Origin of the sequence: Streptomyces pseudogriseolus (assembly GCA_002154585.1) — a bacterium.
In the GTDB taxonomy this organism is placed as follows: domain Bacteria; phylum Actinomycetota; class Actinomycetes; order Streptomycetales; family Streptomycetaceae; genus Streptomyces; species Streptomyces pseudogriseolus.
Genome location: MUNG01000071.1, coordinates 1 through 19741, shown reverse-complemented (window position 1 = coordinate 19741; position 19741 = coordinate 1). Strand labels below are relative to the sequence as shown.

Here is a 19741-nt window from a genome sequence, read left to right as displayed (position 1 = left end):
GCCGAGCACCCCGGCGTCGACCTGCTCTCCTTCACCGGCTCCACCGCCGTCGGCCGCCGCATCGGCGCGATCGCCACCGGCATGGTGAAGCGGGTCGCCCTGGAGCTCGGCGGCAAGTCCGCCAACGTCGTCCTGCCCAGCGCCGACCTGGCCCGCGCGGTCAACGTCGGCGTCGCCAACGTGATGTCCAACTCCGGCCAGACGTGCAGCGCCTGGACCCGGATGCTGGTCCACCGCGACCGGTACGAGGAGGCCGTCGAGCTGGCCGCGTCCGCCGCCGCCAAGTACGGCGACCGCATCGGCCCCCTCGTCAGCGCCCGCCAGCGGGACCGCGTCCGCGGCTACATCGAGAAGGGCGTCGCCGAGGGCGCCCGCCTGGCCGCGGGCGGCCCCGAGGCCCCCCGCCCGCAGGGCTGGTACGTCAGCCCCACCGTCCTCGCCGACGTCACCCCCGACATGACCGTCGCGCAGGAGGAGATCTTCGGCCCCGTGCTGTGCGTGCTGCGCTACGAGGACGAGGAGGACGCCCTGCGCATCGCCAACGGCACCGTATACGGCCTGGCCGGCGCCGTCTGGGCCGGTGACGAGGCGGAGGCCGTCGCCTTCGCCCGCCGCATGGACACCGGCCAGGTCGACATCAACGGCGGCCGGTTCAACCCGCTGGCGCCGTTCGGCGGTTACAAGCAGTCGGGCGTGGGCCGGGAACTCGGCCCCCACGGCCTGACCGAGTACCTCCAGACCAAGTCCCTCCAGTTCTAGGGGAGTCGAAACCCTCATGGCCGTACGAGCCGCCGTTCTGCCCGCCGTAGGCGCCCCGCTGGAGATCACCGGCGTCGACCTGCCCGACCCCGGACCCGGCGAGGTGCGCGTCCGCCTCGCCGCCGCCGGGGTGTGCCACTCCGACCTGTCCCTGTCCGACGGCACCATGCGCGTGCCCGTCCCGGCCGTCCTCGGCCACGAGGGCGCCGGCACCGTCGTCGCCGTCGGCGAGGACGTCACCCATGTCGCGCCCGGCGACGGGGTCGTCCTCAACTGGGCGCCCTCCTGCGGCGCCTGCCCCGCCTGCGGGCGCGGCGAGGTCTGGCTGTGCGCGCACGCCCTGGACGGCGCCGCCCGGGTGCACGCCCGCCGCGCCGACGACGGCACCGACCTGCACCCGGGACTGAACGTGGCCGCGTTCGCCGAGGAGACCGTGGTGCCCGGCGCCTGCGTGCTGCCCGCCCCGGACGGGGTCCCCCTCGCCGACGCCGCCCTGCTGGGCTGCGCCGTCCTCACCGGCTACGGCGCGGTCCACCACTCCGCCCGCGTCCGCGCCGGCGAGACCGTCGCCGTGTTCGGCGTCGGAGGGGTCGGCCTGGCCGCGCTCCAGTCGGCCCGCATCGCGGGCGCCTCCGCGATCGTGGCCGTGGACGTCTCCCCGGAGAAGGAGGAACTGGCCCGCGCGGCCGGCGCCACCGAGTACGTCGTCGCCTCCGACACCACCGCCCGCCAGATCCGCGCCCTCACCGGGAAGCAGGGCGTCGACGTCGCGGTGGAGTGCGTGGGCCGGGCGAGCACCATCCGCACCGCCTGGGAGTCCACCCGGCGCGGCGGACGCACCACGGTCGTCGGCATCGGCGGCAAGGAGGAGAAGGTCACCTTCAACGCCCTGGAGATCTTCCACTGGGGCCGCACCCTCGCCGGCTGCGTCTACGGCAACTCCGACCCGGCCCGCGACCTGCCCATCCTCGCCGGCCACATCCGCTCGGGCGCCTTCGACCTGGGCGCCCTGGTCACCGACCGGATCACCCTGGAGGGCATCCCGGCCGCCTTCGACACCATGACCACCGGCAAGGGAGGCCGCGCCCTGGTCACCTTCTAACCCCACACGCACGCCTCAGGGGCGCGGGGAACTGCGCGACCAACCCCCACCACGCCGCACCCGCCCCCGGTGCGTCACGGGCGGGAACCGCCGAGAAGCGGCACGTACCGCAGCCGCGCGCGACCGCACCCCCCTCAGGGGCGCGGGGAACTGCGCGACCAACCCCCACACCGCCGCACCCGTGCTACGAACGAACGGCGACGGGATAGTCGACATACCCCCGCTCGCCCCCCGCGTAATACGTGTCCCGATCCGCCTCGGCCAACGGCAAACCGCGAGCGAACCGCTCCACCAGATCCGGATTCGCGATGTACGGCGCCCCGAACGACACCGCGTCGGCGAGCCCCCGCTCGATCAGGTCGTTACCGCTCTCCCGCGTGAACCCGAGATTGGCCACGACCGCCCCCCGGTAGTGCGCGCGAAAGCGGCCGAACGCGGCGAGCGTGAGCGTCTCGTCCGCGCCCGCCCCGTCCTCCGGGCCGACCAGATGGAGATACGCCAGGTCGCTGTCACCGAGCCGCTTCAGCAACTGGTCGTAGTCGGCGAGCACGTCCTCGTCGGCGATGAAGGCGGAGCCGTCCCGCCAGTACGGCGACAGCTTCACACCGACCCGGTCGGCGCCCCACACGTCGGTGACGGCCTCCACCACTTCCAGGAGGAACCGCGCCCGCTTCTCACCGCTCCCGCCATACGCGTCGGTGCGCCGGTTCAGGCGGGGGTTGAGGAACTGGGCGATGAGATGGTTGCCCTGCGCGTGGATCTCCTGCCCGTCGAACCCGGCACGCCGGGCGTTCTCGGCGGCCCGGCGGTAGTCGTCGAGGGTGGCGGCGATCTCCGCGCCGGTCAGGGCGTGGGGCGTGACCGTCTCCTTCGGGCCGTCGGGGGTGAACGACATCGCGACGGGGTTGACCGCCGACGGCGCCACGGGGAGCCGGCCGCCGAGGTGGTCCGGGTGGGAGATGGCGCCCAGGTGGCCGACCTGCGAGACGATCCTGCCGCCCGCCGCGTGCACGGCGTCGGTGACCCGGGCCCACCCGGCGGTCTGCTCGTCGGTGTAGATGCCGGGGACGTGGATGTAGCCGATGGCTTCGGGGCCGACCCAGGTCCCCTCGGTGACGATCAGACCGGCGCTCGCCCGCTGGGTGTAGTACACGGCGTGCTGGTCGGTCGGGACCAGCCCGGGATTGGTGGCGCGGGCGCGGGTCATGGGCGCCATGACGACACGGTTGGGAAGGTCGAGCGCGCCCAGACGGACGGGCCGGAGGAGGGGCTGGGAAGCGTCGTCGGACATGAGGGATCTCTTCTCCTGGATCAGTTGATGTGACTACCGGAGCGAAAGGGCGGCGGATCGGCTCCGCTCACGAACTCAGCTCCGCTCGCGGACTCAGTCCCGCTCGCGGATTCAGTCCCGGTCGCGGACTCAGTCCCGGTCGCGGACTCAGTCCTGCTTGAGGACGTGCAACGCCGACAACGGCCCGCCGAGCTGGATGAGCCGGCCGCCCTCGCGGAGCGGGCCGAGGTCGACGGGCGCGAAGCCGAAGGAGTCGGCCAGGCCGCTGACGGTCCGCTTGGCGCCGGCGTCGTCGCCGGCGAGGAACAGCACCTGCCGCCCGGCCGCGTGACGCGGATCGGCCGCGATGTACTGGGCGAAAAGGGAGTTGAACGCCTTCACCACGCGCGCCCCCGGCAGCAGGGAGGCCACGTACTCGCTGCCCGTGAGGTCGCCCAGGTCGGCGATCCTCGGCTTCGGGTGAAGGGACGCGAACTGGTTGGTGGCATCGACGACGACGGTGCCGTCCAGGCGGGGGAGTACGGCGGCGACCTCCGGTACCCGCGGCCAGCCGACCGAGAGCACGACGAGATCGGCGCCGGCCGCCTCCGCCGGGGTGGCCGCACCGGCGAGCGGGCCGAGCTCCCGCACCAGCGGGGCGAGTGAGCCGGGCCCGCGGCTGTTGCTGAGGACGACCTCGTGGCCCTGGCGTATCGCGTGCCGGGCGAGGGCCTGGGCGACGGTTCCGGCGCCGAGCATGCCGATCCTCATCGCGCACCCCCGGTCTCCTCCGGCGAGGTGAGCAGCACGGTGCCGCTCTTGCCCGGGCGGCGGGCGTGCTTCACGGCGGCCTTGACGTCGGCCAGGTCGTAGCGGGCCGCGACCTCCAGCAGCTCCGGCGAGGTACGCGCCAGGTCCACGGCGAAGGCGAGGTCCTCCGCCCGCTGCTCGGGCGTACGGTCCGTCCAGTGCCAGATGGTCACACCCCGAACCGTCAACCCCCGATTGACCAGCGGCAGTTCGTCCAGCATCGTGACGCCGGACCCGAGCCGGCCGTAGCTGATGAGGGTGCCGCCGTCGCCGAGCAGGCCGACGAGGTCCCGGGTGAGGGAGCCGCCGACACAGTCCAGGACGGCCCGCGCGCCCCCGCCGCCGGTCGCGCGGCGCACCTGGTCCTGCCAGTCGGCGTCCGACGTCACGATCACGGGCTGCCCGGGGAACATCTCACGCACCTTCCGCGCCCCCGCCGCACCGCGTACGAGATTGACCAGGGGCAGCCCGTGCCGCTCGGCGTGCGCGGAGACGAGCCGGCCGACGGAGGAACCGGCGGCGGTCTGCACGACCGGGCCGTCGTGCCCGTCCAGGGCCTGCTCGACGGCCTGGTGCAGCATGACCAGCGTCAGCGGATTGACCAGCATGAGCGCCGCGGTGTCGTCCCCGACCTCGTCCGGCACCGGCACGGCGCGCTCGGCCGGGACCACCACGTACTCGGCCCAGGTGCCCGGCGCGGAGAACACCGCGACGCGCCGGCCGACGAGCGGCGCGCGCACGTCCGCGCCCGCCTCCTCGACGACGCCCATGCCCTCCACGCCGGGAGTCCGGGGCTGCGAGTCCTGGTCCGGGAGGCCCGGCAGACCGCCCTCCACGGCGATCAGATCGCCCGGGTGGACGGGCCGGACCCGCAGCCGTACCAGCACCTCCCCGGCACCGGGCCGCGGCCGGCCGTCCTCCTCCCGCAGTTCGAGGACCTCGGCGGGGTCCCCCTGGCGGGTGTGCACGACGGAGCGCATGACTCCTCACCACCTTTTAATGATGATCGACATTAAAATAATGATGAGGGGTAACCTTGAAAACGTCAAACAGGGTCGGAGCGGGAGGGCGGGCATGCCGAGGATCACCAAGGAAGAGAAGGCCAGGAACCGGCAGAACATCGTCGAGGCGGCGGGGCGCATGTTCCGGGCGCGGGGCATCGACGCCGTGGGGATCGCCGACCTGATGAAAGAGGCGGGCCTCACCCACGGCGGCTTCTACAACCACTTCGCGTCCAAGGACGACCTGGCGGCCGAGGTGTGCAACGCCTCGTTCGCGGCGTCACTGGGCGTGCTGCGGCGAGCCGTCGAGCGGGGCGACGCGCCCACCGGGACGCCGCTGCGACGGGTGGTGGAGGACTATCTCTCCGCCGAGCACCGCGACGCCCTCGACGGCGGCTGCCCCTCCGCCTCCCTGGTCGTCGATGCCGGACGGCAGAGCGAGGCGGTGCAGCGCGAGTACGCGGCCGGGGTGGAGGGGTATCTCGCCGGATTCGCGGCGGAGTTCGCCCGCGAGGGGGACATCACCCCGGAGGAGGCGCGGGAACGGGCGGTGCTGCTGCTCAGCCGGATGGTCGGCGCGATGGTGCTGGCGCGGGCTGTACGGCACGTCGGACCGGAGCTGTCGGACGAGATCCTGCGGACGTGCCGGACGCATGCCTTGGACTGACGGACGTCAGCTGCCGACGCGTCTCAGCGCAGCGCAGCCGTGTCGATCCCCAGCAGGCCGGAGAGCGCCCGCTCCCCGGCGCCGGTCACCTTCACGGCGCGGCCGGAGCCGATCCGTACGCACCAGCCCTGGTCGAGGAGGTGCCGGCACAGGGCCGCGCCCGCCGCGCCGGCCAGGTGGGGCCGCCGTTCCGTCCAGTCCAGACAGGCGCGCGCGAGCGGACGCCGGCCCCGCCCGTCGAGGTCCACGCCGAGCGCGCCGAACCAGTCAAGACCCGCGTCGGTCAGCGCGAACCCGGTGTCCTGGCGCAGCATCCCGCGCGCGGTCAGGGCGTCCGTGACGGCGATCCCGAGCCGCCCGGCGAGATGGTCGTAGCAGGTGCGGCCGCGCGCCATCGCGGAGTCCGCGCCCGACTGCCGCAGCCCGCGCGGCCGTTCGGCGGCGTCCGGGGCGATGTGCGCCGTGAGGTCCTCCACGAGCTGGGCGACCCGGGCGTCGGCCAGCCGCACGTACCGGTGCCGGCCCTGCCGCTCCTCGGTCAGCAGTCCGCCGCCGACCAGCTTGCCCAGGTGCTCGCTGAGCGTGGACGCGGCGACCCCGCAGTGCCGGGCCAGCTCACCCGCCGTCCAGGCCCGCCCGTCCAGCAGCGCGAGCAGACACGCGGCCCGCGTCTCGTCGGCGGCCAGCGCGGCGAGCCGGGCGAGCGCGCCCGCCCTGGGGTCCCGGTTCGTGGAGGTCATGTCGTCCAGCATGCGGCAGGAACGGTTCGGCACTCACCGAAGAGTCATGCGGCGCGAAGCCTCAGGTACGTAGCCGGACCTGCTCGTACTGAAGGGCCAGGCCGTCCAGCAGGGCCGTCAGACCGGTCTCGAAGGCGCGTTCGTCGATCTTCTCCTGCTGATCGGCCAGCAGATGCGCCTGGCCGAGGTGCGGGTAGTCCGCGGGATCGTAGGCGCTGGCGTCGTCCACGAAGCCGCCGGCGAACGAGCCGAGCGCCGAGCCCATGATGAAATACCGCATCAGTGCGCCGATGGAGGTGGCCTGCGCGGGCGGCCAGCCCGCCTCGACCATCGCGCCGTAGGCCGCGTCGGCCAGCCGCAGCGCCGCCGGGCGGCGGCCGGGGCCGCGGGCCAGCACCGGCACGATGTTGGGGTGGTCGCGCAGCGCGTCGCGGTAGGACACCGCCCAGTCGTGCAGCGCGGTGCGCCAGTCCCGGCCGTCCTCGAACATCGACAGGTCGACCTGCGCGCTCACCGAGTCCGCCACCGCCTCCAGGATCTCGTCCTTGGTGCGGAAGTGGTTGTAGAGGGATGGGCCGCTCACCCCGAGTTCGGCGGCGAGCCGGCGGGTGGAGACGGCCGCCAGACCCTCCGCGTCCACCAGCGCACGGGCCGTGGCGACGATGCGGTCGGTGCTGAGCAAGGGCTTGCGCGGTCGGGCCATGGCGCACATAGTAGGGCTGCGGCACTAAACTAGCAGTGCTAATTAACGGACTCGGCGGGCGCCGGCTCGCCCGCCGGTCACGCGCGTCTCACATGGGGTGACTCGGGATGAACCTGGAGCTGACCGACGAGCAGGAGGCCGTGTCCCGGCTCGCCCGGGACTTCGTACGGCGCGAGGTCATGCCGCACGCCGCCGCCTGGGACCGCGCGGAGGAGGTCGACCGGGGCATCGTGAAGAAGCTCGGCGAGGTCGGCTTCCTCGGGCTGACGATCGACGAGGAATACGGCGGGTCCGGCGGCGACCACCTCGCGTACTGCCTGGTCACCGAGGAGCTGGGGCGCGGGGACTCCTCCGTGCGCGGCATCGTCTCCGTCTCCCTCGGGCTGGTCGCCAAGACCGTCGCCGCCTGGGGGAGCGAGGAGCAGAAGCGGACCTGGCTGCCGGGGCTGACCTCCGGGGAGTACGTCGGCTGCTTCGGGCTCACCGAGCCGGGGACCGGCTCCGACGCGGGCAGTCTCGCGACGCGGGCGGTGCGCGAGGGCGACGAGTACGTCATCGACGGCGCGAAGATGTTCATCACGAACGGGACATGGGCGGACGTCGTACTGCTCTTCGCGCGCTCCACGGACGCCCCCGGGCACAAGGGCGTGTCCGCGTTCCTCGTGCCCACGGACACGCCCGGGCTGACCCGCCGTGCCGTGCACGGCAAGCTGGGGCTGCGCGGGCAGGCCACGGCCGAACTGGTGCTGGACGGGGTGCGGGTGCCGGCCTCGTCCATGCTCGGTGAGGAGGGGAAGGGGTTCTCGGTCGCCATGTCCGCCCTCGCCAAAGGACGGATGTCGGTCGCGGCCGGCTGCGTCGGGATCGCCCAGGCCGCGCTGGACGCGGCCGTCGCCTACGCGGGGGAGCGGGAGCAGTTCGGCAAGCCGATCGCGGGGCATCAGCTGGTCCAGGAGCTGATCAGTGACATCGCTGTCGACGTGGACGCGGCCCGGCTGCTCACCTGGCGGGTCGCCGATCTCATCGACCGGGGCAAGCCGTTCGCCGTGGAGTCGTCCAAGGCGAAGCTGTTCGCGTCGGAGGCGGCGGTGCGGGCGGCGAACAACGCCCTCCAGGTGTTCGGCGGGTACGGGTACATCGACGAGTACCCGGCGGGGAAGCTGCTGCGGGACGCGCGGGTGATGACGCTGTACGAGGGCACCAGCCAGATTCAGAAGCTGGTGATCGGGCGGGCGTTGACGGGGGTCTCGGCGTTCTGAGGACCGCGGTGAGTACCGCCTGAGTACGCGGGCGGATGTGGTGGCGGACCCGTCCGCCGATGCTGGTCCGCATGAGCGAGACACCGGTCAAGCAGCAGAGTACGGCGGCCTTCTACGGCCAGGCCGTCGCGTCGTTCGGCGTCGCCCTGGGGGCCACCGCCGTGGGCATCTACAACCTGGAGACGGACGCGTGGGTGCGGGGGTTTCTGAGCATCGCGGTTCTGTATCTGGTGACCTCGGCGTTCACCCTGGCCAAGGTCATCCGTGACCGGCAGGAGGCGGGGCAGATCGTGAACCGGGTGGATCAGGCGCGGCTGGAGAAGCTGTTGGCTGAGCATGATCCGTTGCAGAAGCTGTGAGGGAGGCGTCGCGAAAGCTGCCCGGAGGGCGGGCTAAGCGCTCGCTCACCCTTGCCGGTAGGATGGCGACCCTGTCAGCGAATGGGGTGAGCGATGAGTACGGCGGAGGAGACGGCCGGCGGTGACACGCAGCCGTGGGGTGAGGTCACGCCCGACGCGGCCCGGCGACTGCTGCTCGCCGCCGTGGAGGCCTTCGCGGAGCGCGGCTACCACGCCACGACGACCCGTGACATCGCGGGCCGCGCCGGCATGAGCCCGGCCGCGCTCTACATCCACTACAAGACCAAGGAAGAGCTGCTCCACCGCATCAGCCGCATCGGGCACGAGAAGGCGCTGGACATCCTGCGCACCGCCGCCCGCGGGGAGGGCGCCGCGACCGGGCGGCTCGCCGACGCGGTCAGCTCCTTCGTCCGCTGGCACGCGCGCGGCCGCACCACCGCCCGGGTCGTGCAGTACGAGCTCGACTCGCTGGGCCCCGACGCCCGCGCGGAGATCGTCGGTCTGCGCCGCCAGGTGGACGCCGAGGTGCGCGGCATCATCGAGGACGGCGTCCGCACCGGCGAGTTCGACGTCCCGGACGTGCCGGGCACCACGCTCGCCGTGCTCTCCCTGTGCATCGACGTGGCCCGCTGGTTCAACGTCGACGGGCCCCGCACCCCGGAGCAGGTCGGCGAGCTCTACGCCGACCTCGTGCTCCGGATGGTGGGGGCCAAGGACGCCGCGTCCTAGAACGGACGCCGGGTCCTAGAGGTAGTAGCGGGCCACCGACTCGGCCACGCACACCGGCTTGTCGCCGCCCTCGCGCTCCACGACGAAGGCGGTGGCGACCTGCACGCCCCCCTGCACCTCCTCCACGCTGCTGATCGTCGCCGTGGCGCGCAGCCGCGAGCCGACGGGGACGGGGGCGGGGAACCGCACCTTGTTGGTGCCGTAGTTGACACCCATCGTCACGCCCTCGACGGACAGCAGCTGCGGGCCGAACAGCGGCAGCAGCGACAGCGTCAGATAGCCGTGCGCGATGGTCGTGCCGAACGGGCCCTTCGCGGCCTTCTCCGGGTCCACGTGGATCCACTGGTGGTCACCGGTGGCCTCGGCGAACAGATCGATCCGCTTCTGGTCGATCTCCAGCCAGTCGGTGTACCCCAGCTGCTCGCCCACCGCCGCCTTCAGGTCGTCGACGGACGTGAAGATCCTCGGCTCTGCCATGTCCCGGCCTCTCGCGTCACGAAGTCGCAGGCGCATCCGCGTGCGCATGCCTAAGCAACTGCTTAGCATGGTCGGCCGGGCGGCCCCTGTCAACGGACCGGCCGCCGGGCGGGGTCGGTAGGCTTCGAGGGGTGCACCGGATTCCAGAGAAGATCCACGAACTCACGGTCGGGCAGCTTTCCGCCCGCAGCGGGGCCGCCGTGTCGGCCCTGCACTTCTACGAGTCCAAGGGGCTGATCAGCAGCCGGCGCACCTCGGGAAACCAGCGGCGCTACTCCCGTGACACGCTGCGGCGCGTCGCCTTCATCCGGGCGGCCCAGCGTGTCGGCATCCCGCTCGCCACGATCCGCGAGGCGCTCGCCGAACTGCCCGAGGAGCGCACGCCCACCCGGGACGACTGGGCGCGGCTCTCCGAGACGTGGCGCTCCGAACTGGACGAGCGCATCCGGCAGCTGAACCGGCTGCGCGACCACCTCACCGACTGCATCGGCTGCGGCTGCCTCTCGTTGGAGAGCTGCGTCCTCTCCAACCCCGACGACGTGGTCGGGGAGCGCCTCACGGGCTCCCGGCTCATGGCGGTGAGCCGCCGCAAGACCTCGGACGCCTGACGACGACGACCCGCCGCAAGGCCTCCGGCGGCTGATGCGGGTGAGCCGCCGGAAGGGCTCGTGCGACTGTGGCGGCAAGCCGCCGGAACCTTCCCGCCACTGTCGCGCGAAGCCGCCGCAAGGCTCCCGCAGCTCATAACGGTGAGCCTTCGGGGGGCTCGGGTGGCCGTGGCGGCAAGCCGCCGGAAGCCCATCCGCGGCTACAGCGGTCAGGCGCCGCAGATCCTCCCGCCGCCCTGGCGGCAAGCCGCCGGAACCTTCCCGCCACTGTCGCGCGAAGCCGCCGCAAGGCTCCCGCAGCTCATAACGGTGAGCCTTCGGGGGGCTCGGGTGGCCGTGGCGGCAAGCCGCGGCACATCCTCCCGCCGACGTGGAGGCAAGCCGCCGCACACCCACCCGCGCCGAAGGCCCCTCCGCACCCCCGGCGGGCGGCGCCCCGCCGTCCGCCCGTCCTCACTCGTACTCCGTGCCGCCCTTACGCGTCAGGTACGCCGGGCTCACCGCCTTGGCGATGGCGCGGCCGCCCGTCACCGGGCTGTGCCGCTCGGTGACCGGGCGGACGACCACGCCCTCCCGGATGTGCAGCTCCCTGCCGGAGACCGTCTCCCGGCCGCCGGCCAGCTCCAGCACCCGATCGCTGTCGTACGGCCCGGCCCAGAGGCGGGGCACCAGCGGCAGGCGGCCCTCGAGCAGCTCCGCCGCGTCCAGCCAGCGCACCTGGCCGTCGATCTCCGCGGAGACGTCGAACACGGCGTACCCGAGGGTGTCGCGCCGCCCGTCCGCGCCGTACGACAGGTCCTGCACGCCCTCGCCGTACACCTCGCCGAAGACGCCGACCCGCGTGGCGCCCAGCCGGGCGGCGAGTTCGGCGGCGGCCTCGGCGACGCCGTGGCCGCGCACCGCGCGCCAGTACAGGTTGCGCGGGTCCTCCGTCAGCGCCAGCGACTTCGCCCCGAAGCCCTTGGAGGAGACGTACACCCGGTCGTCCTGGACCGAGTACGTCAGCAGGCAGGCCGTGCCGTGCAGCTTCTCGGTGACCACGACGGGCTCGCCGGGGGAGAAGATGCCGGGGTGGCGTTGGAGGTTCTCGATGTCGACCCAGGGGAGTAGGGTGGGCGCGGACTCCACCTCGCCGCTCATGGTCGGCGGGACCGGCGGCACCCACTTGGTGACGCCGAGCAGTTCCGCGAAGTCGGTGCCGTCCGCGGCGGCCCGTACGAGGTCGACGTCCGCGACCGCCTTCGGGCGGCACACGATGCCCTGCGACAGCTCGCCGCGCAGCCGGACCGCCTTGACGCGGTCGTGGTTCCCGCCCGCCAGCCGGCCGGTCAGGCCCAGCTCGTCGATCAGGGCGGCCGGCAGCACGGACTGCTCGGGGATGTACACCGCGGCGTCGCCCGTGCGGTAGGCGCCCTTGGCGACGACGGCCCGGTAGAGGCCCACCTGGGCCAGTTCCAGGGCGTCGGCGTTCGGATGCGGGTGGACGGTCAGGATCTCCGCGGTGACGCGCAGCGTCGACATCGGGTCTGCTCCCAGGGTTCTCGGACGGGTGTCATCACCCCGACTGTCCTGAGAACAAAACCCTGGAGCGACCGGTTTACCGCCTGCTACCGTCCCGGGGCGCGGGGGGTGCGGCATCCCTGGCGCGCACCCCCGTGCCCCCGTTGCTCGTCACCGTGATCAGGCGTCGCTCGCGTCGCCCTCGTCCTCCCCCGCGTCAGGCGGACACCAGCAGCCTCGGGCGGCGGGACTCCGCGAGGGCCGCCGGGGTCAGCACGGGGCTGGGGACCAGGATGCCGCAGTCCGTGCACACCGGGCCCGCCGAGGGCTCATGATCCAGGTCATGGCGCCAGACGAGCCGCTCTCCCCGGCACACGGGGCACGACGAGCCCGGCTCACGCTCCAGCGCGTCGATCAACCGCCGCAGCACCTGTGCCAGGGGCTCCGTCGGGTGCACCCGCGGGTCGTCGCACCAGGCGACCCCGAAACCTCCCCAGGTCATCCGGTGCCAGTCGTCCACGCTCCCCGGCCTGCGCAGACCGTCGTGCTTCTCCTTCCTGCGGCGCTCGGCGAACTCCACCTCGTACGCCAGCCAGACCGCCCGGGCCTCCTCCAGCTCGTCCAGTGCGGCCACGAGCCGCGCCGGGTCGACGGAGCGGTCCTCGGGATCGAACCCGGCCCGCGCGCACAAGTGGTCCCAGGTCGCCCGGTGCCCGTAGGGGGCGAACCGCTCCAGGCACTTGCGCAGCGAGTAGCGCCGCAGCGCCAGATCGCACCGGGGATCTCGGACCTGTCTCGCCAGACTCCGGAAACCGGCCATCGTCCTGCACCTCCGTCACACCTGCACCTGTAATCCGGTCACTTCGGCGTCGTCGAACGGACGTCGCCGAATAGACGTGCCGGCACGCGATTCGGCTCCATCCTTTTTCCGACGGCCCCCTCAGCCGGCCGCGGGAACGCCGGGCCAACTCCCGTGGCCCGCACTTCAGTTGTCGTCGTCGCGGGGATACCGGCGGTAACGGGCCCGCTGTCCCTCCCGGTGGAGGAGCGGCCCTTTCCCGACGCTCTGAGAACTCCCCGCGGCTTCCACGGGTTCCTGAACGCCCCGCCGATATGCACACCGATCACCGGACCGTCGGCCGAGAAACCCCGCATGGAGCGGGCGGGATCGGTGAAAGCGCAGGTCACGGAAGTGGGCGGAGGGGAGAACGGGGCGTGAACGCGACGGCGGCGGGCCGCCGTCCGCGACCCGCCGCCGTACCGTGCCCCCGTGGGCCGGCGCCTACCGGTAGAGCAGGTGCTCGCGCCGCTTCCGGCGGAACGCCGCCAGCTCGGCCTGCCAGCCCGCCACCACCTCGTCCGTGTCCGCGCCCGCGTCGATCATGGTGCGCACCTGGGTGGACCCGGTGAGCTTGTCGATCCAGTTGTCCGCGCGCCAGGCGAAGCCGTCCCACGACCGCTTCGCCGTCACCAGGAGGCCGATGCCGGTCCGCACCGGGTCGAACCGCTCCCGGTCGTGCACGTGCAGTTGCACGCCCCCGATGGTCTTCCCCTGGAACTTGGAGAACGTCGGCGCGAAGTACGCCTCGCGGAAGCGCACGCCCGGCAGGCCCAGCTCGTTTGCCGCGGCCGCCCAGCGCCCGTCGATCCCCTCCGCGCCCAGCAGCTCGAACGGCCGGGTGGTGCCGCGCCCCTCCGACAGGTTCGTGCCCTCGAACAGACAGGTCCCCGAGTACACCAGCGCCGTCTCCGGCGTTGGCATGTTCGGGCTCGGCGGCACCCACGGCAGCCCCGACGCGTCGTAGAAGTCCGACCTCCTCCACCCCGACATCCGTACCGTCTCCAGGGGGACGGGCCTGGTCAGGAACTCCGCGTTGAACAGCAGCGCCAGCTCCGCCACCGTCATCCCGTGCGCCTGGGAGACCGGCTGCCGTCCGACGAACGTGGCGAACTCCTTGTGCAGCACCGGGCCGAGCGCCGCCCGCCCGGTCACCGGGTTCGGCCGGTCGAGGACCACGAACGACAGGCCCGCGAGCTGCGCCGCCTCCATGCAGTCGAAGAGCGTCCAGATGTAGGTGTAGAAGCGGGCGCCGACGTCCTGGATGTCGAAGACGACCGTGTCCACGCCGGACGCCGTGAAGATGCCGGCGAGGTCCTGTCCGCTCTTCAGGTAGGTGTCGTAGACGGGCAGGCCGGTCGCGGGGTCGTCGTAGCGGCCCTCCGAGCCGCCCGCCTGCGCGGTGCCCCGGAAGCCGTGCTCGGGGCCGAAGACCGCGGTCAGGTCCACCTGGCCGTCGGCGTGCATGACGTCGACGATGTGCCGCACGTCCCGGGTGATGCCGGTGGGGTTGGTGACCACGCCGACCCGGCGCCCGTCGAGCAGCGCGTAGCCGTCCTCCGCGAGCCGGTCGAACCCGGTGCGCAGGGTGCGGCCCCCGCCGTGCCCCGGCCCGGAAGCGGCGGCGGCCGGTGCGGCGGAGGCCGCGACCGCGGCCGTGGTGGTGGCGAGCAGGCTCCGTCGGGACAGCCTCATGCGGTGACCTCCGTGATCGCGCTACGTGTCATGGCCACGCACGCTAGCGCGCCGGACCTTTCCGGGGAACGAGCCGGACCGACACCGTGCGGAACGCCTCTTCCTCCGCGCATACCGACCGGTTAGTCTGACGCGGTCAGGCGTTCGCGAGCCGCGTCGGAGGAGACCGATGGTGCAAGCCGTGCAGGGTGCGAAGGTGGTCGTCACGGGTGCCGGGGGCGGCATCGGAGCGGCGCTGGCCCGCCGTTTCGCCGCGCAGGGGGCGCGGGTCGTGGTCAACGACCTGGACGCCGGCCGCGCCAAGGCGGTCGCCGAGGAGATCGGCGGTCTCGCGGTGGCGGGTGACGCCTCCTCGATCGTCGGTGAGGCCCGGGACGCGCTCGGCGGGACCGTCGACGTCTGGTGCGCCAACGCCGGGGTCGGCCGCGACGGCGGCGAGCCCGGCGAGCCGCTGCGCGAGGAGGACTGGGCCCTGTCCTGGGACGTGAACGTGATGGCCCACGTCCGCGCGGCGCACGCGCTGCTCCCGGAGTGGCTGGAGCGCGGCAGCGGGCGTTTCGTCTCCACCGTCTCCGCCGCCGGACTGCTCACCATGATCGGCACCGCCCCCTACAGCGTCACCAAGCACGGCGCCTACGCCTTCGCCGAGTGGCTGTCGCTGACGTACCGGCACCGCGGGGTGAGGGTGCACGCGATCTGCCCGCAGGGCGTGCGCACCGACATGCTCGACGCCAGCGGCAGCGCCGGCGACCTGGTGCTGCGGCCCACCGCGATCGAGCCGGACGACGTGGCCGACGCCCTGTTCGACGGCATCGAGAACGACCGCTTCCTGATCCTGCCGCACCCCGAGGTCGCCGAGTACTACCGGGCCCGCGCGGCCGACCCCGAGCGCTGGCTCGGCGGCATGAACCGCGTCCAGCGGCAGTGGGAGACCACCCGCTGACCGGCCCGCCGGCGCCCGCCCGGCCCCACCGGGCGGCGCCGCCCCGGACCGCCCGCACCCCCGCGGAACCGGGCGGGGGAGGTGGCGCCTGAAGGCGGCGGTTCCGTGAAGTGGGAAGATCTCCCGGCGGGGACGGCGTTCCCCGGACGCACGACGACCGACAGCGACACGGAAAGGCGGGTGGCCGCAGTGCCCAGAACGACGGACGGTGACGGAACCCCCGTCCCGCAGCGGCTGCTGGCCGCCGCCACCCGGCTCTTCGCCGAGCAGGGCTACGACCGCACCTCGGTGCAGGAGATCGTCGAGGCGGCCGGCGTCACCAAGGGGGCGCTGTACCACTACTTCGGCTCCAAGGACGACCTGCTGCACGAGGTGTACGCGCGCGTGCTGCGCCTCCAGCAGGAGCGCCTGGACCGGTTCGCCGACGCCGACGAGCCGATCGAGAAGCGGCTGCGCGGCGCCGCCGCCGACGTCGTCGTCACCACCATCGACAACCTCGACGACGCGTCGATCTTCTTCCGCTCCATGCACCATCTCAGCCCGGAGAAGAACAAGCAGGTCCGCGCCGAGCGCCGTCGCTACCACGAGCGGTTCCGCGCGCTGATCGAGGAGGGCCAGCGCGAGGGCGTGTTCTCCACGGCCACCCCGGCCGACCTGGTCGTCGACTACCACTTCGGCTCGGTGCACCACCTGTCCACCTGGTACCGCCCCGACGGCCCGCTCAGCCCGCAGGAGGTCGCCGACCACCTCGCCGACCTCCTGCTGCGCGCCCTGCGTCCGTAGACGCGTCACCGGCCCGCCGGGCGCCCCGCGGCACCCGACGAGCCGGTTCCGGGCCCTACAGGTACTTCTTGATCTCCCGGCGGGCCAGCGACCGCTGGTGCACCTCGTCCGGGCCGTCCGCGATCATCAGCGTGCGCGCGCCCGCGTACAGCTCGGCCAGCGGGAAGTCCTGGCTCACCCCGCCCGCGCCGTACAGCTGGATCGCCCGGTCGAGGATGCCGACGACCGTGCGCGGGGTGGCGATCTTGATGGCCTGGATCTCGGTGTGCGCGCCCCGGTTGCCGACGGTGTCCATCATCCAGGCGGTCTTCAGCACCAGCAGCCGCAGCTGCTCGACCGCGACCCGCGCGTCCGCGATCCAGTTCTGCACCACGCCCTGCTGGGCGAGCGCCTTGCCGAACGCGTCCCGCGACACCGCCCGCCGGCACATCAGCTCGATCGCCCGCTCGGCCATGCCGATCAGCCGCATGCAGTGGTGGATCCGGCCCGGACCGAGCCGCGCCTGGGCGATGGCGAACCCGCCGCCCTCCTCGCCGATCAGGTTCGACACCGGCACGCGTGCCTCGTCGAAGATCACCTCGGCGTGGCCGCCGTGGTAGTGGTCCTCGTAGCCGAACACCCGCATGGCCCGCTTCACGGTGACGCCCGGGGTGTCCCGCGGGACCAGGACCATGGACTGCTGGCGGCGGATGTCCGGCCCGTCCGGGTCGGTCTTGCCCATCACGATGAAGATCGCGCAGTCCGGGTGCATGGCCCCGGAGATGTACCACTTGCGTCCGGTGATGACGTACTCGTCGCCCTCGCGCCGGATGTGCGTGGTGATGTTGGTGGCGTCCGAGGAGGCCACGTCCGGCTCGGTCATCGCGAACGCCGAACGGATCTCGCCCGCCAGTAGCGGCTCCAGCCACTGCTTCTTCTGCCGCTCGTCGCCGAACTGCGCCAGCACCTCCATGTTGCCGGTGTCGGGCGCCGCGCAGTTGGTGGCGGTCGGCGCGAGCTGCGGGGACCGGCCGGTGATCTCGGCGAGCGGGGCGTACTGGAGGTTGGTGAGTCCGGCGCCGTACTCGGCGTCGGGCAGGAACAGGTTCCACAGGCCCTGCCGGCGCGCCTCCGCCTTCAGCTCCTCCACCACCGGCGGGTTCTCCCACGGCGAGGACAGCCGCTCCCGCTGCTCGTGCGCGACCTGCTCGGCGGGGTACACGTGCTCGTCCATGAAGGCCAGGAGCCGGGCGCGCAGTTCCTCGGTGCGCGCGTCGAACGCGAAGTCCATGTCTCGTCAGCCTTCCTGAAGGGTGGTCAGACCGTGCTCGATGAAGACCGGGACCAGATCGCCGATGCGGTCGAACCCGGCTCCGACCGTCTGGCCCAGCGTGTACCGGTAGTGGATGCCCTCGAGGATCACGGCGAGCTTGAACCACGCGAACGCCGTGTACCAGGACACCGCCGTCACGTCCCGCCCCGACCGGGCCGCGTACCGCTCGATCAGCTCGGCCGGCGCCGGATGGCCGGGGGCCTCGGCGGTCGTGGAGACGGGGGAGTCGGGCATGCCCAGCGGGCTGCTGTACATCACCAGCAGACCGAGGTCCGTCAGCGGGTCGCCCAGCGTGGACATCTCCCAGTCCAGGACGGCGCGGACCGACTCGTCGTCGCTGATCAGCGCGTTGTCCAGACGGTAGTCGCCGTGGACGACGGCGGGCGCGGGGGAGGCGGGCAGCGCACGGCCGAGCGCGGCGTGCAGCTCGTCGATGCCGGCCAGCTCCCGGTTGCGGGAGGCGTCCAGCTGCTTGCCCCAGCGCCGCAGCTGCCGGTCCAGGAACCCCTCGGGACGCCCGAAGTCCTCGAGGCCGACCTCGGCGGGGTCGACGGCGTGCAGCTCCACCAGCGTGTCGACCAGGTTCAGCACGGCCTTCCGGGTCCGCTCGGGACCCAGCGGGACGAGCTGCCCGGCGGTGCGGTACGGGGTGCCCTCCACGTACTCCATGACGTAGAAGGGCGCGCCCAGCACCTCCTCGTCCTCGCACAGCAGCACCGGACGCGGCACCGGCACGCTGGTCGGGTGCAGGGCGCTGATCACCCGGTGCTCGCGCCTCATGTCGTGCGCGGTGGCCAGGACATGGCCGAGCGGCGGGCGGCGCACCACCCAGGTCGCGGCGCCGTCGGTGACCGTGTAGGTGAGGTTCGACCTGCCGCCCTCGATCAGCCGGCCGGAGAGCGGGCCGCCGAGCAGACCGGGCCGCTCGCGTTCGAGCAGCGCGCGCAGCCGGTCGAGATCCAGTCCGGGCGGGTGGTCGGGGCTCATCGTCGCTCCTGTGGGCAGACGGACAGTACCCGCCCATGATGCCGACCGGTCGGTATGCCGTCCAGACCGGGGGCGAAACGTGATCGGGTCCACGATAGGGGGAGCACCTTCGCGCCGTCGGCCCCGCCGTTGACGCGAACGGCGTACATCGGGCCATTCGGCTTGCACGCTGTGGACCGACCCCGGAGGGTCGACGCATGAAGGCGATCAGCTACGCACGGTACGGCGGCCCCGAGGTCCTCGAGTACGGCGAGGTCGACGACCCGAAACTCGGCCCCGACTCGGTGCTCGTCCGGGTCCGGGCGGCGTCCGTCAACCCGGTCGACTGGAAGGCCCGCCAAGGCCACCTCGACGCGGCCCTCCCGGCCGTCTTCCCGGTGATCCCCGGCTGGGACCTCGCGGGTGTGGTCGTCCGCACCGGCCCGGCGGTCCCCGAGTTCTCCGAGGGCGACGAGGTGATCGGCTACGTCCGCGAGGACGTCCTCTCCTTCGGCACCTGCGCCGAGTACGTCGCCGCCCCGGTCCGCACCCTCGCGCCCAAGCCGCGCCGTCTCGGCTTCGAGGAGGCGGCCGGCCTGCCCCTCGGCGGGCTCACCGCGTACCAGGTGCTGCACCGCGTCCTCGGGGTGCGCCGGGGCGAGACGGTGCTGGTGCACGCGGCGGCCGGCGGCGTCGGCTCCGTCGCCGTCCAGCTGGCAGCCCACCTCGGCGCGCGGGTCATCGGCACGGCGAGCGCACGCAACCACGACTTCGTCCGCGGGCTCGGCGCCGAACCGGTCGCCTACGGCGAGGGCCTGGCCGAACGCGTCCGCGGCCTCGCCCCCGAAGGGGTGGACGCCGTCTTCGACACGGTCGGCGGGGACGCCCTCAAGGCGGCCGCGAACCTGGTGGCGCCGGAGGGCCGCCTGGCGTCGATCGTCGACCCGGCCGTGACCGACTACGGCGGCGCCTACTGGTTCGTCCGCCCCGACCCCACGGACCTCCGCAAGCTCTCCGACCTGGCCGATCAGGGCGTCCTTTCGATCCACGTCGAGGAGACGTACCCCCTGGCCCGGACGGCCGACGCCCACCGCCGCAGCGAGGAGGGCCACGTACGCGGCAAGATCACCATCACGGTGCCGGACGCCTAGCCCGTCCGGCGTTCGAGGAGCGGGGTCCGGGGCGGAGCCCCGGGTCGGGACGGGAAGGGGCGGCGGGGG

The 19741-nt window shown here is 73.0% G+C and carries 21 protein-coding genes; 10 read left to right on the top strand and 11 right to left on the bottom strand.

Going from position 1 to position 19741, the window contains the following annotated elements:
• Positions 1–759: aldehyde dehydrogenase family protein (locus CCN29_RS07745; protein ID WP_143661296.1), on the top strand; the 759-nt coding region annotated here is incomplete at its 5' end.
• Positions 760–775: 16 nt separating this feature from the next.
• Positions 776–1861 (top strand): Zn-dependent alcohol dehydrogenase, encoded by a 1086-nt coding sequence (locus tag CCN29_RS07740; protein ID WP_006131467.1) that lies wholly within the window; start codon positions 776–778, stop codon positions 1859–1861.
• 184 nt (positions 1862–2045) lie between these two features.
• On the opposite strand, the gene CCN29_RS07735 is transcribed toward CCN29_RS07740, so the two are convergent.
• The 3 genes from CCN29_RS07735 to CCN29_RS07725 form a co-directional block, all read right to left on the bottom strand.
• On the bottom strand, positions 2046–3152 hold the full coding sequence (locus tag CCN29_RS07735) for an alkene reductase (RefSeq protein WP_031021790.1): 1107 nt from the start codon (positions 3150–3152) through the stop codon (positions 2046–2048).
• Positions 3153–3299: 147 nt separating this feature from the next.
• Positions 3300–3902 (bottom strand): NADPH-dependent F420 reductase, encoded by a 603-nt coding sequence (locus CCN29_RS07730; protein WP_086680712.1) that lies wholly within the window; start codon positions 3900–3902, stop codon positions 3300–3302.
• A complete protein-coding gene (locus tag CCN29_RS07725) occupies positions 3899–4921 on the bottom strand; it encodes an alcohol dehydrogenase catalytic domain-containing protein (RefSeq protein WP_086680710.1) in 1023 nt (340 codons plus the stop codon). Before CCN29_RS07725 ends, CCN29_RS07730 begins: the two co-directional genes overlap by 4 nt.
• 94 nt (positions 4922–5015) lie before the next feature.
• On the opposite strand from CCN29_RS07725, the gene CCN29_RS07720 reads away from it, so the two are divergent.
• Positions 5016–5609, top strand: coding sequence for a TetR/AcrR family transcriptional regulator (locus CCN29_RS07720; RefSeq protein WP_086680708.1), 594 nt, complete (start codon positions 5016–5018; stop codon positions 5607–5609).
• A 23-nt stretch (positions 5610–5632) separates the two neighbouring features.
• Here the strand turns inward: CCN29_RS07720 and CCN29_RS07715 are convergent, their stop codons facing one another.
• Both CCN29_RS07715 and CCN29_RS07710 read right to left on the bottom strand, forming a co-directional pair.
• On the bottom strand, positions 5633–6361 hold the full coding sequence (locus CCN29_RS07715) for an ArsR/SmtB family transcription factor (protein ID WP_086680706.1): 729 nt from the start codon (positions 6359–6361) through the stop codon (positions 5633–5635).
• A gap of 49 nt (positions 6362–6410) precedes the next feature.
• The gene (locus tag CCN29_RS07710; protein ID WP_006131461.1) at positions 6411–7052 is read right to left on the bottom strand and encodes a TetR/AcrR family transcriptional regulator; all 642 of its coding nucleotides are present in this window, start codon (positions 7050–7052) and stop codon (positions 6411–6413) included.
• Between the two features lie 107 nt (positions 7053–7159).
• On the opposite strand from CCN29_RS07710, the gene CCN29_RS07705 reads away from it, so the two are divergent.
• The 3 genes from CCN29_RS07705 to CCN29_RS07695 all read left to right on the top strand — a co-directional run bounded on the left by CCN29_RS07705 (position 7160) and on the right by CCN29_RS07695 (position 9399).
• Positions 7160–8311, top strand: coding sequence for an acyl-CoA dehydrogenase family protein (locus tag CCN29_RS07705; protein WP_086680703.1), 1152 nt, complete (start codon positions 7160–7162; stop codon positions 8309–8311).
• 71 nt (positions 8312–8382) lie between these two features.
• The gene (locus tag CCN29_RS07700; protein WP_031021798.1) at positions 8383–8670 is read left to right on the top strand and encodes a YiaA/YiaB family inner membrane protein; all 288 of its coding nucleotides are present in this window, start codon (positions 8383–8385) and stop codon (positions 8668–8670) included.
• A gap of 93 nt (positions 8671–8763) precedes the next feature.
• Positions 8764–9399 carry a TetR/AcrR family transcriptional regulator gene (locus CCN29_RS07695; RefSeq protein ID WP_031067543.1) on the top strand — a complete coding sequence of 212 codons (636 nt, stop codon included), beginning with the start codon at positions 8764–8766 and terminating at the stop codon, positions 9397–9399.
• Positions 9400–9414: 15 nt separating this feature from the next.
• Here CCN29_RS07695 and CCN29_RS07690 read toward each other — a convergent pair whose 3' ends face one another.
• Positions 9415–9876 (bottom strand): MaoC family dehydratase, encoded by a 462-nt coding sequence (locus CCN29_RS07690; RefSeq protein ID WP_006131457.1) that lies wholly within the window; start codon positions 9874–9876, stop codon positions 9415–9417.
• Between the two features lie 131 nt (positions 9877–10007).
• On the opposite strand from CCN29_RS07690, the gene soxR reads away from it, so the two are divergent.
• Positions 10008–10484 (top strand): redox-sensitive transcriptional activator SoxR, encoded by a 477-nt coding sequence (gene soxR, locus CCN29_RS07685; RefSeq protein ID WP_031024606.1) that lies wholly within the window; start codon positions 10008–10010, stop codon positions 10482–10484.
• Positions 10485–10937: 453 nt separating this feature from the next.
• Here soxR and CCN29_RS07680 read toward each other — a convergent pair whose 3' ends face one another.
• The 3 genes from CCN29_RS07680 to CCN29_RS07670 form a co-directional block, all read right to left on the bottom strand.
• Positions 10938–12005, bottom strand: coding sequence for an RNA ligase (ATP) (locus CCN29_RS07680; RefSeq protein ID WP_086680701.1), 1068 nt, complete (start codon positions 12003–12005; stop codon positions 10938–10940).
• A 196-nt stretch (positions 12006–12201) separates the two neighbouring features.
• Positions 12202–12804 (bottom strand): hypothetical protein, encoded by a 603-nt coding sequence (locus CCN29_RS07675; protein ID WP_086680699.1) that lies wholly within the window; start codon positions 12802–12804, stop codon positions 12202–12204.
• A gap of 462 nt (positions 12805–13266) precedes the next feature.
• Positions 13267–14517, bottom strand: a complete 1251-nt coding sequence (locus CCN29_RS07670; protein WP_086680696.1) for an exo-beta-N-acetylmuramidase NamZ family protein — start codon at positions 14515–14517, stop codon at positions 13267–13269.
• A 169-nt stretch (positions 14518–14686) separates the two neighbouring features.
• Between CCN29_RS07670 and CCN29_RS07665 the strand changes: the two genes are divergently transcribed.
• Both CCN29_RS07665 and CCN29_RS07660 read left to right on the top strand, forming a co-directional pair.
• Complete coding sequence (locus CCN29_RS07665; protein ID WP_031067541.1) at positions 14687–15460, top strand: SDR family oxidoreductase; 774 nt, start codon at positions 14687–14689, stop codon at positions 15458–15460.
• 189 nt (positions 15461–15649) lie between these two features.
• The gene (locus CCN29_RS07660; RefSeq protein ID WP_006131450.1) at positions 15650–16243 is read left to right on the top strand and encodes a TetR/AcrR family transcriptional regulator; all 594 of its coding nucleotides are present in this window, start codon (positions 15650–15652) and stop codon (positions 16241–16243) included.
• Between the two features lie 55 nt (positions 16244–16298).
• Here CCN29_RS07660 and CCN29_RS07655 read toward each other — a convergent pair whose 3' ends face one another.
• Both CCN29_RS07655 and CCN29_RS07650 read right to left on the bottom strand, forming a co-directional pair.
• Positions 16299–17513, bottom strand: coding sequence for an acyl-CoA dehydrogenase family protein (locus tag CCN29_RS07655; protein ID WP_006131449.1), 1215 nt, complete (start codon positions 17511–17513; stop codon positions 16299–16301).
• 6 nt (positions 17514–17519) lie between these two features.
• A complete protein-coding gene (locus tag CCN29_RS07650; protein ID WP_006131448.1) occupies positions 17520–18542 on the bottom strand; it encodes a phosphotransferase family protein in 1023 nt (340 codons plus the stop codon).
• A 197-nt stretch (positions 18543–18739) separates the two neighbouring features.
• On the opposite strand from CCN29_RS07650, the gene CCN29_RS07645 reads away from it, so the two are divergent.
• Positions 18740–19672, top strand: a complete 933-nt coding sequence (locus tag CCN29_RS07645) for an NADP-dependent oxidoreductase (protein ID WP_031024601.1) — start codon at positions 18740–18742, stop codon at positions 19670–19672.
• Positions 19673–19741: the final 69 nt, after the last annotated feature.

What these genes read in the sequence shown, in the direction of transcription:
- CCN29_RS07740 (WP_006131467.1), top strand. Translation starts at nt 776, where the DNA reads ATGGCCGTACGAGCCGCCGTTCTGCCCGCCGTAGGCGCCCCGCTGGAG.
- CCN29_RS07735 (WP_031021790.1), bottom strand. Translation starts at nt 3,152, where the DNA reads ATGTCCGACGACGCTTCCCAGCCCCTCCTCCGGCCCGTCCGTCTGGGC.
- CCN29_RS07730 (WP_086680712.1), bottom strand. Translation starts at nt 3,902, where the DNA reads ATGAGGATCGGCATGCTCGGCGCCGGAACCGTCGCCCAGGCCCTCGCC.
- CCN29_RS07725 (WP_086680710.1), bottom strand. Translation starts at nt 4,921, where the DNA reads ATGCGCTCCGTCGTGCACACCCGCCAGGGGGACCCCGCCGAGGTCCTC.
- CCN29_RS07720 (WP_086680708.1), top strand. Translation starts at nt 5,016, where the DNA reads ATGCCGAGGATCACCAAGGAAGAGAAGGCCAGGAACCGGCAGAACATC.
- CCN29_RS07715 (WP_086680706.1), bottom strand. Translation starts at nt 6,361, where the DNA reads ATGCTGGACGACATGACCTCCACGAACCGGGACCCCAGGGCGGGCGCG.
- CCN29_RS07710 (WP_006131461.1), bottom strand. Translation starts at nt 7,052, where the DNA reads ATGGCCCGACCGCGCAAGCCCTTGCTCAGCACCGACCGCATCGTCGCC.
- CCN29_RS07705 (WP_086680703.1), top strand. Translation starts at nt 7,160, where the DNA reads ATGAACCTGGAGCTGACCGACGAGCAGGAGGCCGTGTCCCGGCTCGCC.
- CCN29_RS07700 (WP_031021798.1), top strand. Translation starts at nt 8,383, where the DNA reads ATGAGCGAGACACCGGTCAAGCAGCAGAGTACGGCGGCCTTCTACGGC.
- CCN29_RS07695 (WP_031067543.1), top strand. Translation starts at nt 8,764, where the DNA reads ATGAGTACGGCGGAGGAGACGGCCGGCGGTGACACGCAGCCGTGGGGT.
- CCN29_RS07690 (WP_006131457.1), bottom strand. Translation starts at nt 9,876, where the DNA reads ATGGCAGAGCCGAGGATCTTCACGTCCGTCGACGACCTGAAGGCGGCG.
- CCN29_RS07680 (WP_086680701.1), bottom strand. Translation starts at nt 12,005, where the DNA reads ATGTCGACGCTGCGCGTCACCGCGGAGATCCTGACCGTCCACCCGCAT.
- CCN29_RS07675 (WP_086680699.1), bottom strand. Translation starts at nt 12,804, where the DNA reads ATGGCCGGTTTCCGGAGTCTGGCGAGACAGGTCCGAGATCCCCGGTGC.
- CCN29_RS07670 (WP_086680696.1), bottom strand. Translation starts at nt 14,517, where the DNA reads ATGAGGCTGTCCCGACGGAGCCTGCTCGCCACCACCACGGCCGCGGTC.
- CCN29_RS07665 (WP_031067541.1), top strand. Translation starts at nt 14,687, where the DNA reads ATGGTGCAAGCCGTGCAGGGTGCGAAGGTGGTCGTCACGGGTGCCGGG.
- CCN29_RS07655 (WP_006131449.1), bottom strand. Translation starts at nt 17,513, where the DNA reads ATGGACTTCGCGTTCGACGCGCGCACCGAGGAACTGCGCGCCCGGCTC.
- CCN29_RS07650 (WP_006131448.1), bottom strand. Translation starts at nt 18,542, where the DNA reads ATGAGCCCCGACCACCCGCCCGGACTGGATCTCGACCGGCTGCGCGCG.
- CCN29_RS07645 (WP_031024601.1), top strand. Translation starts at nt 18,740, where the DNA reads ATGAAGGCGATCAGCTACGCACGGTACGGCGGCCCCGAGGTCCTCGAG.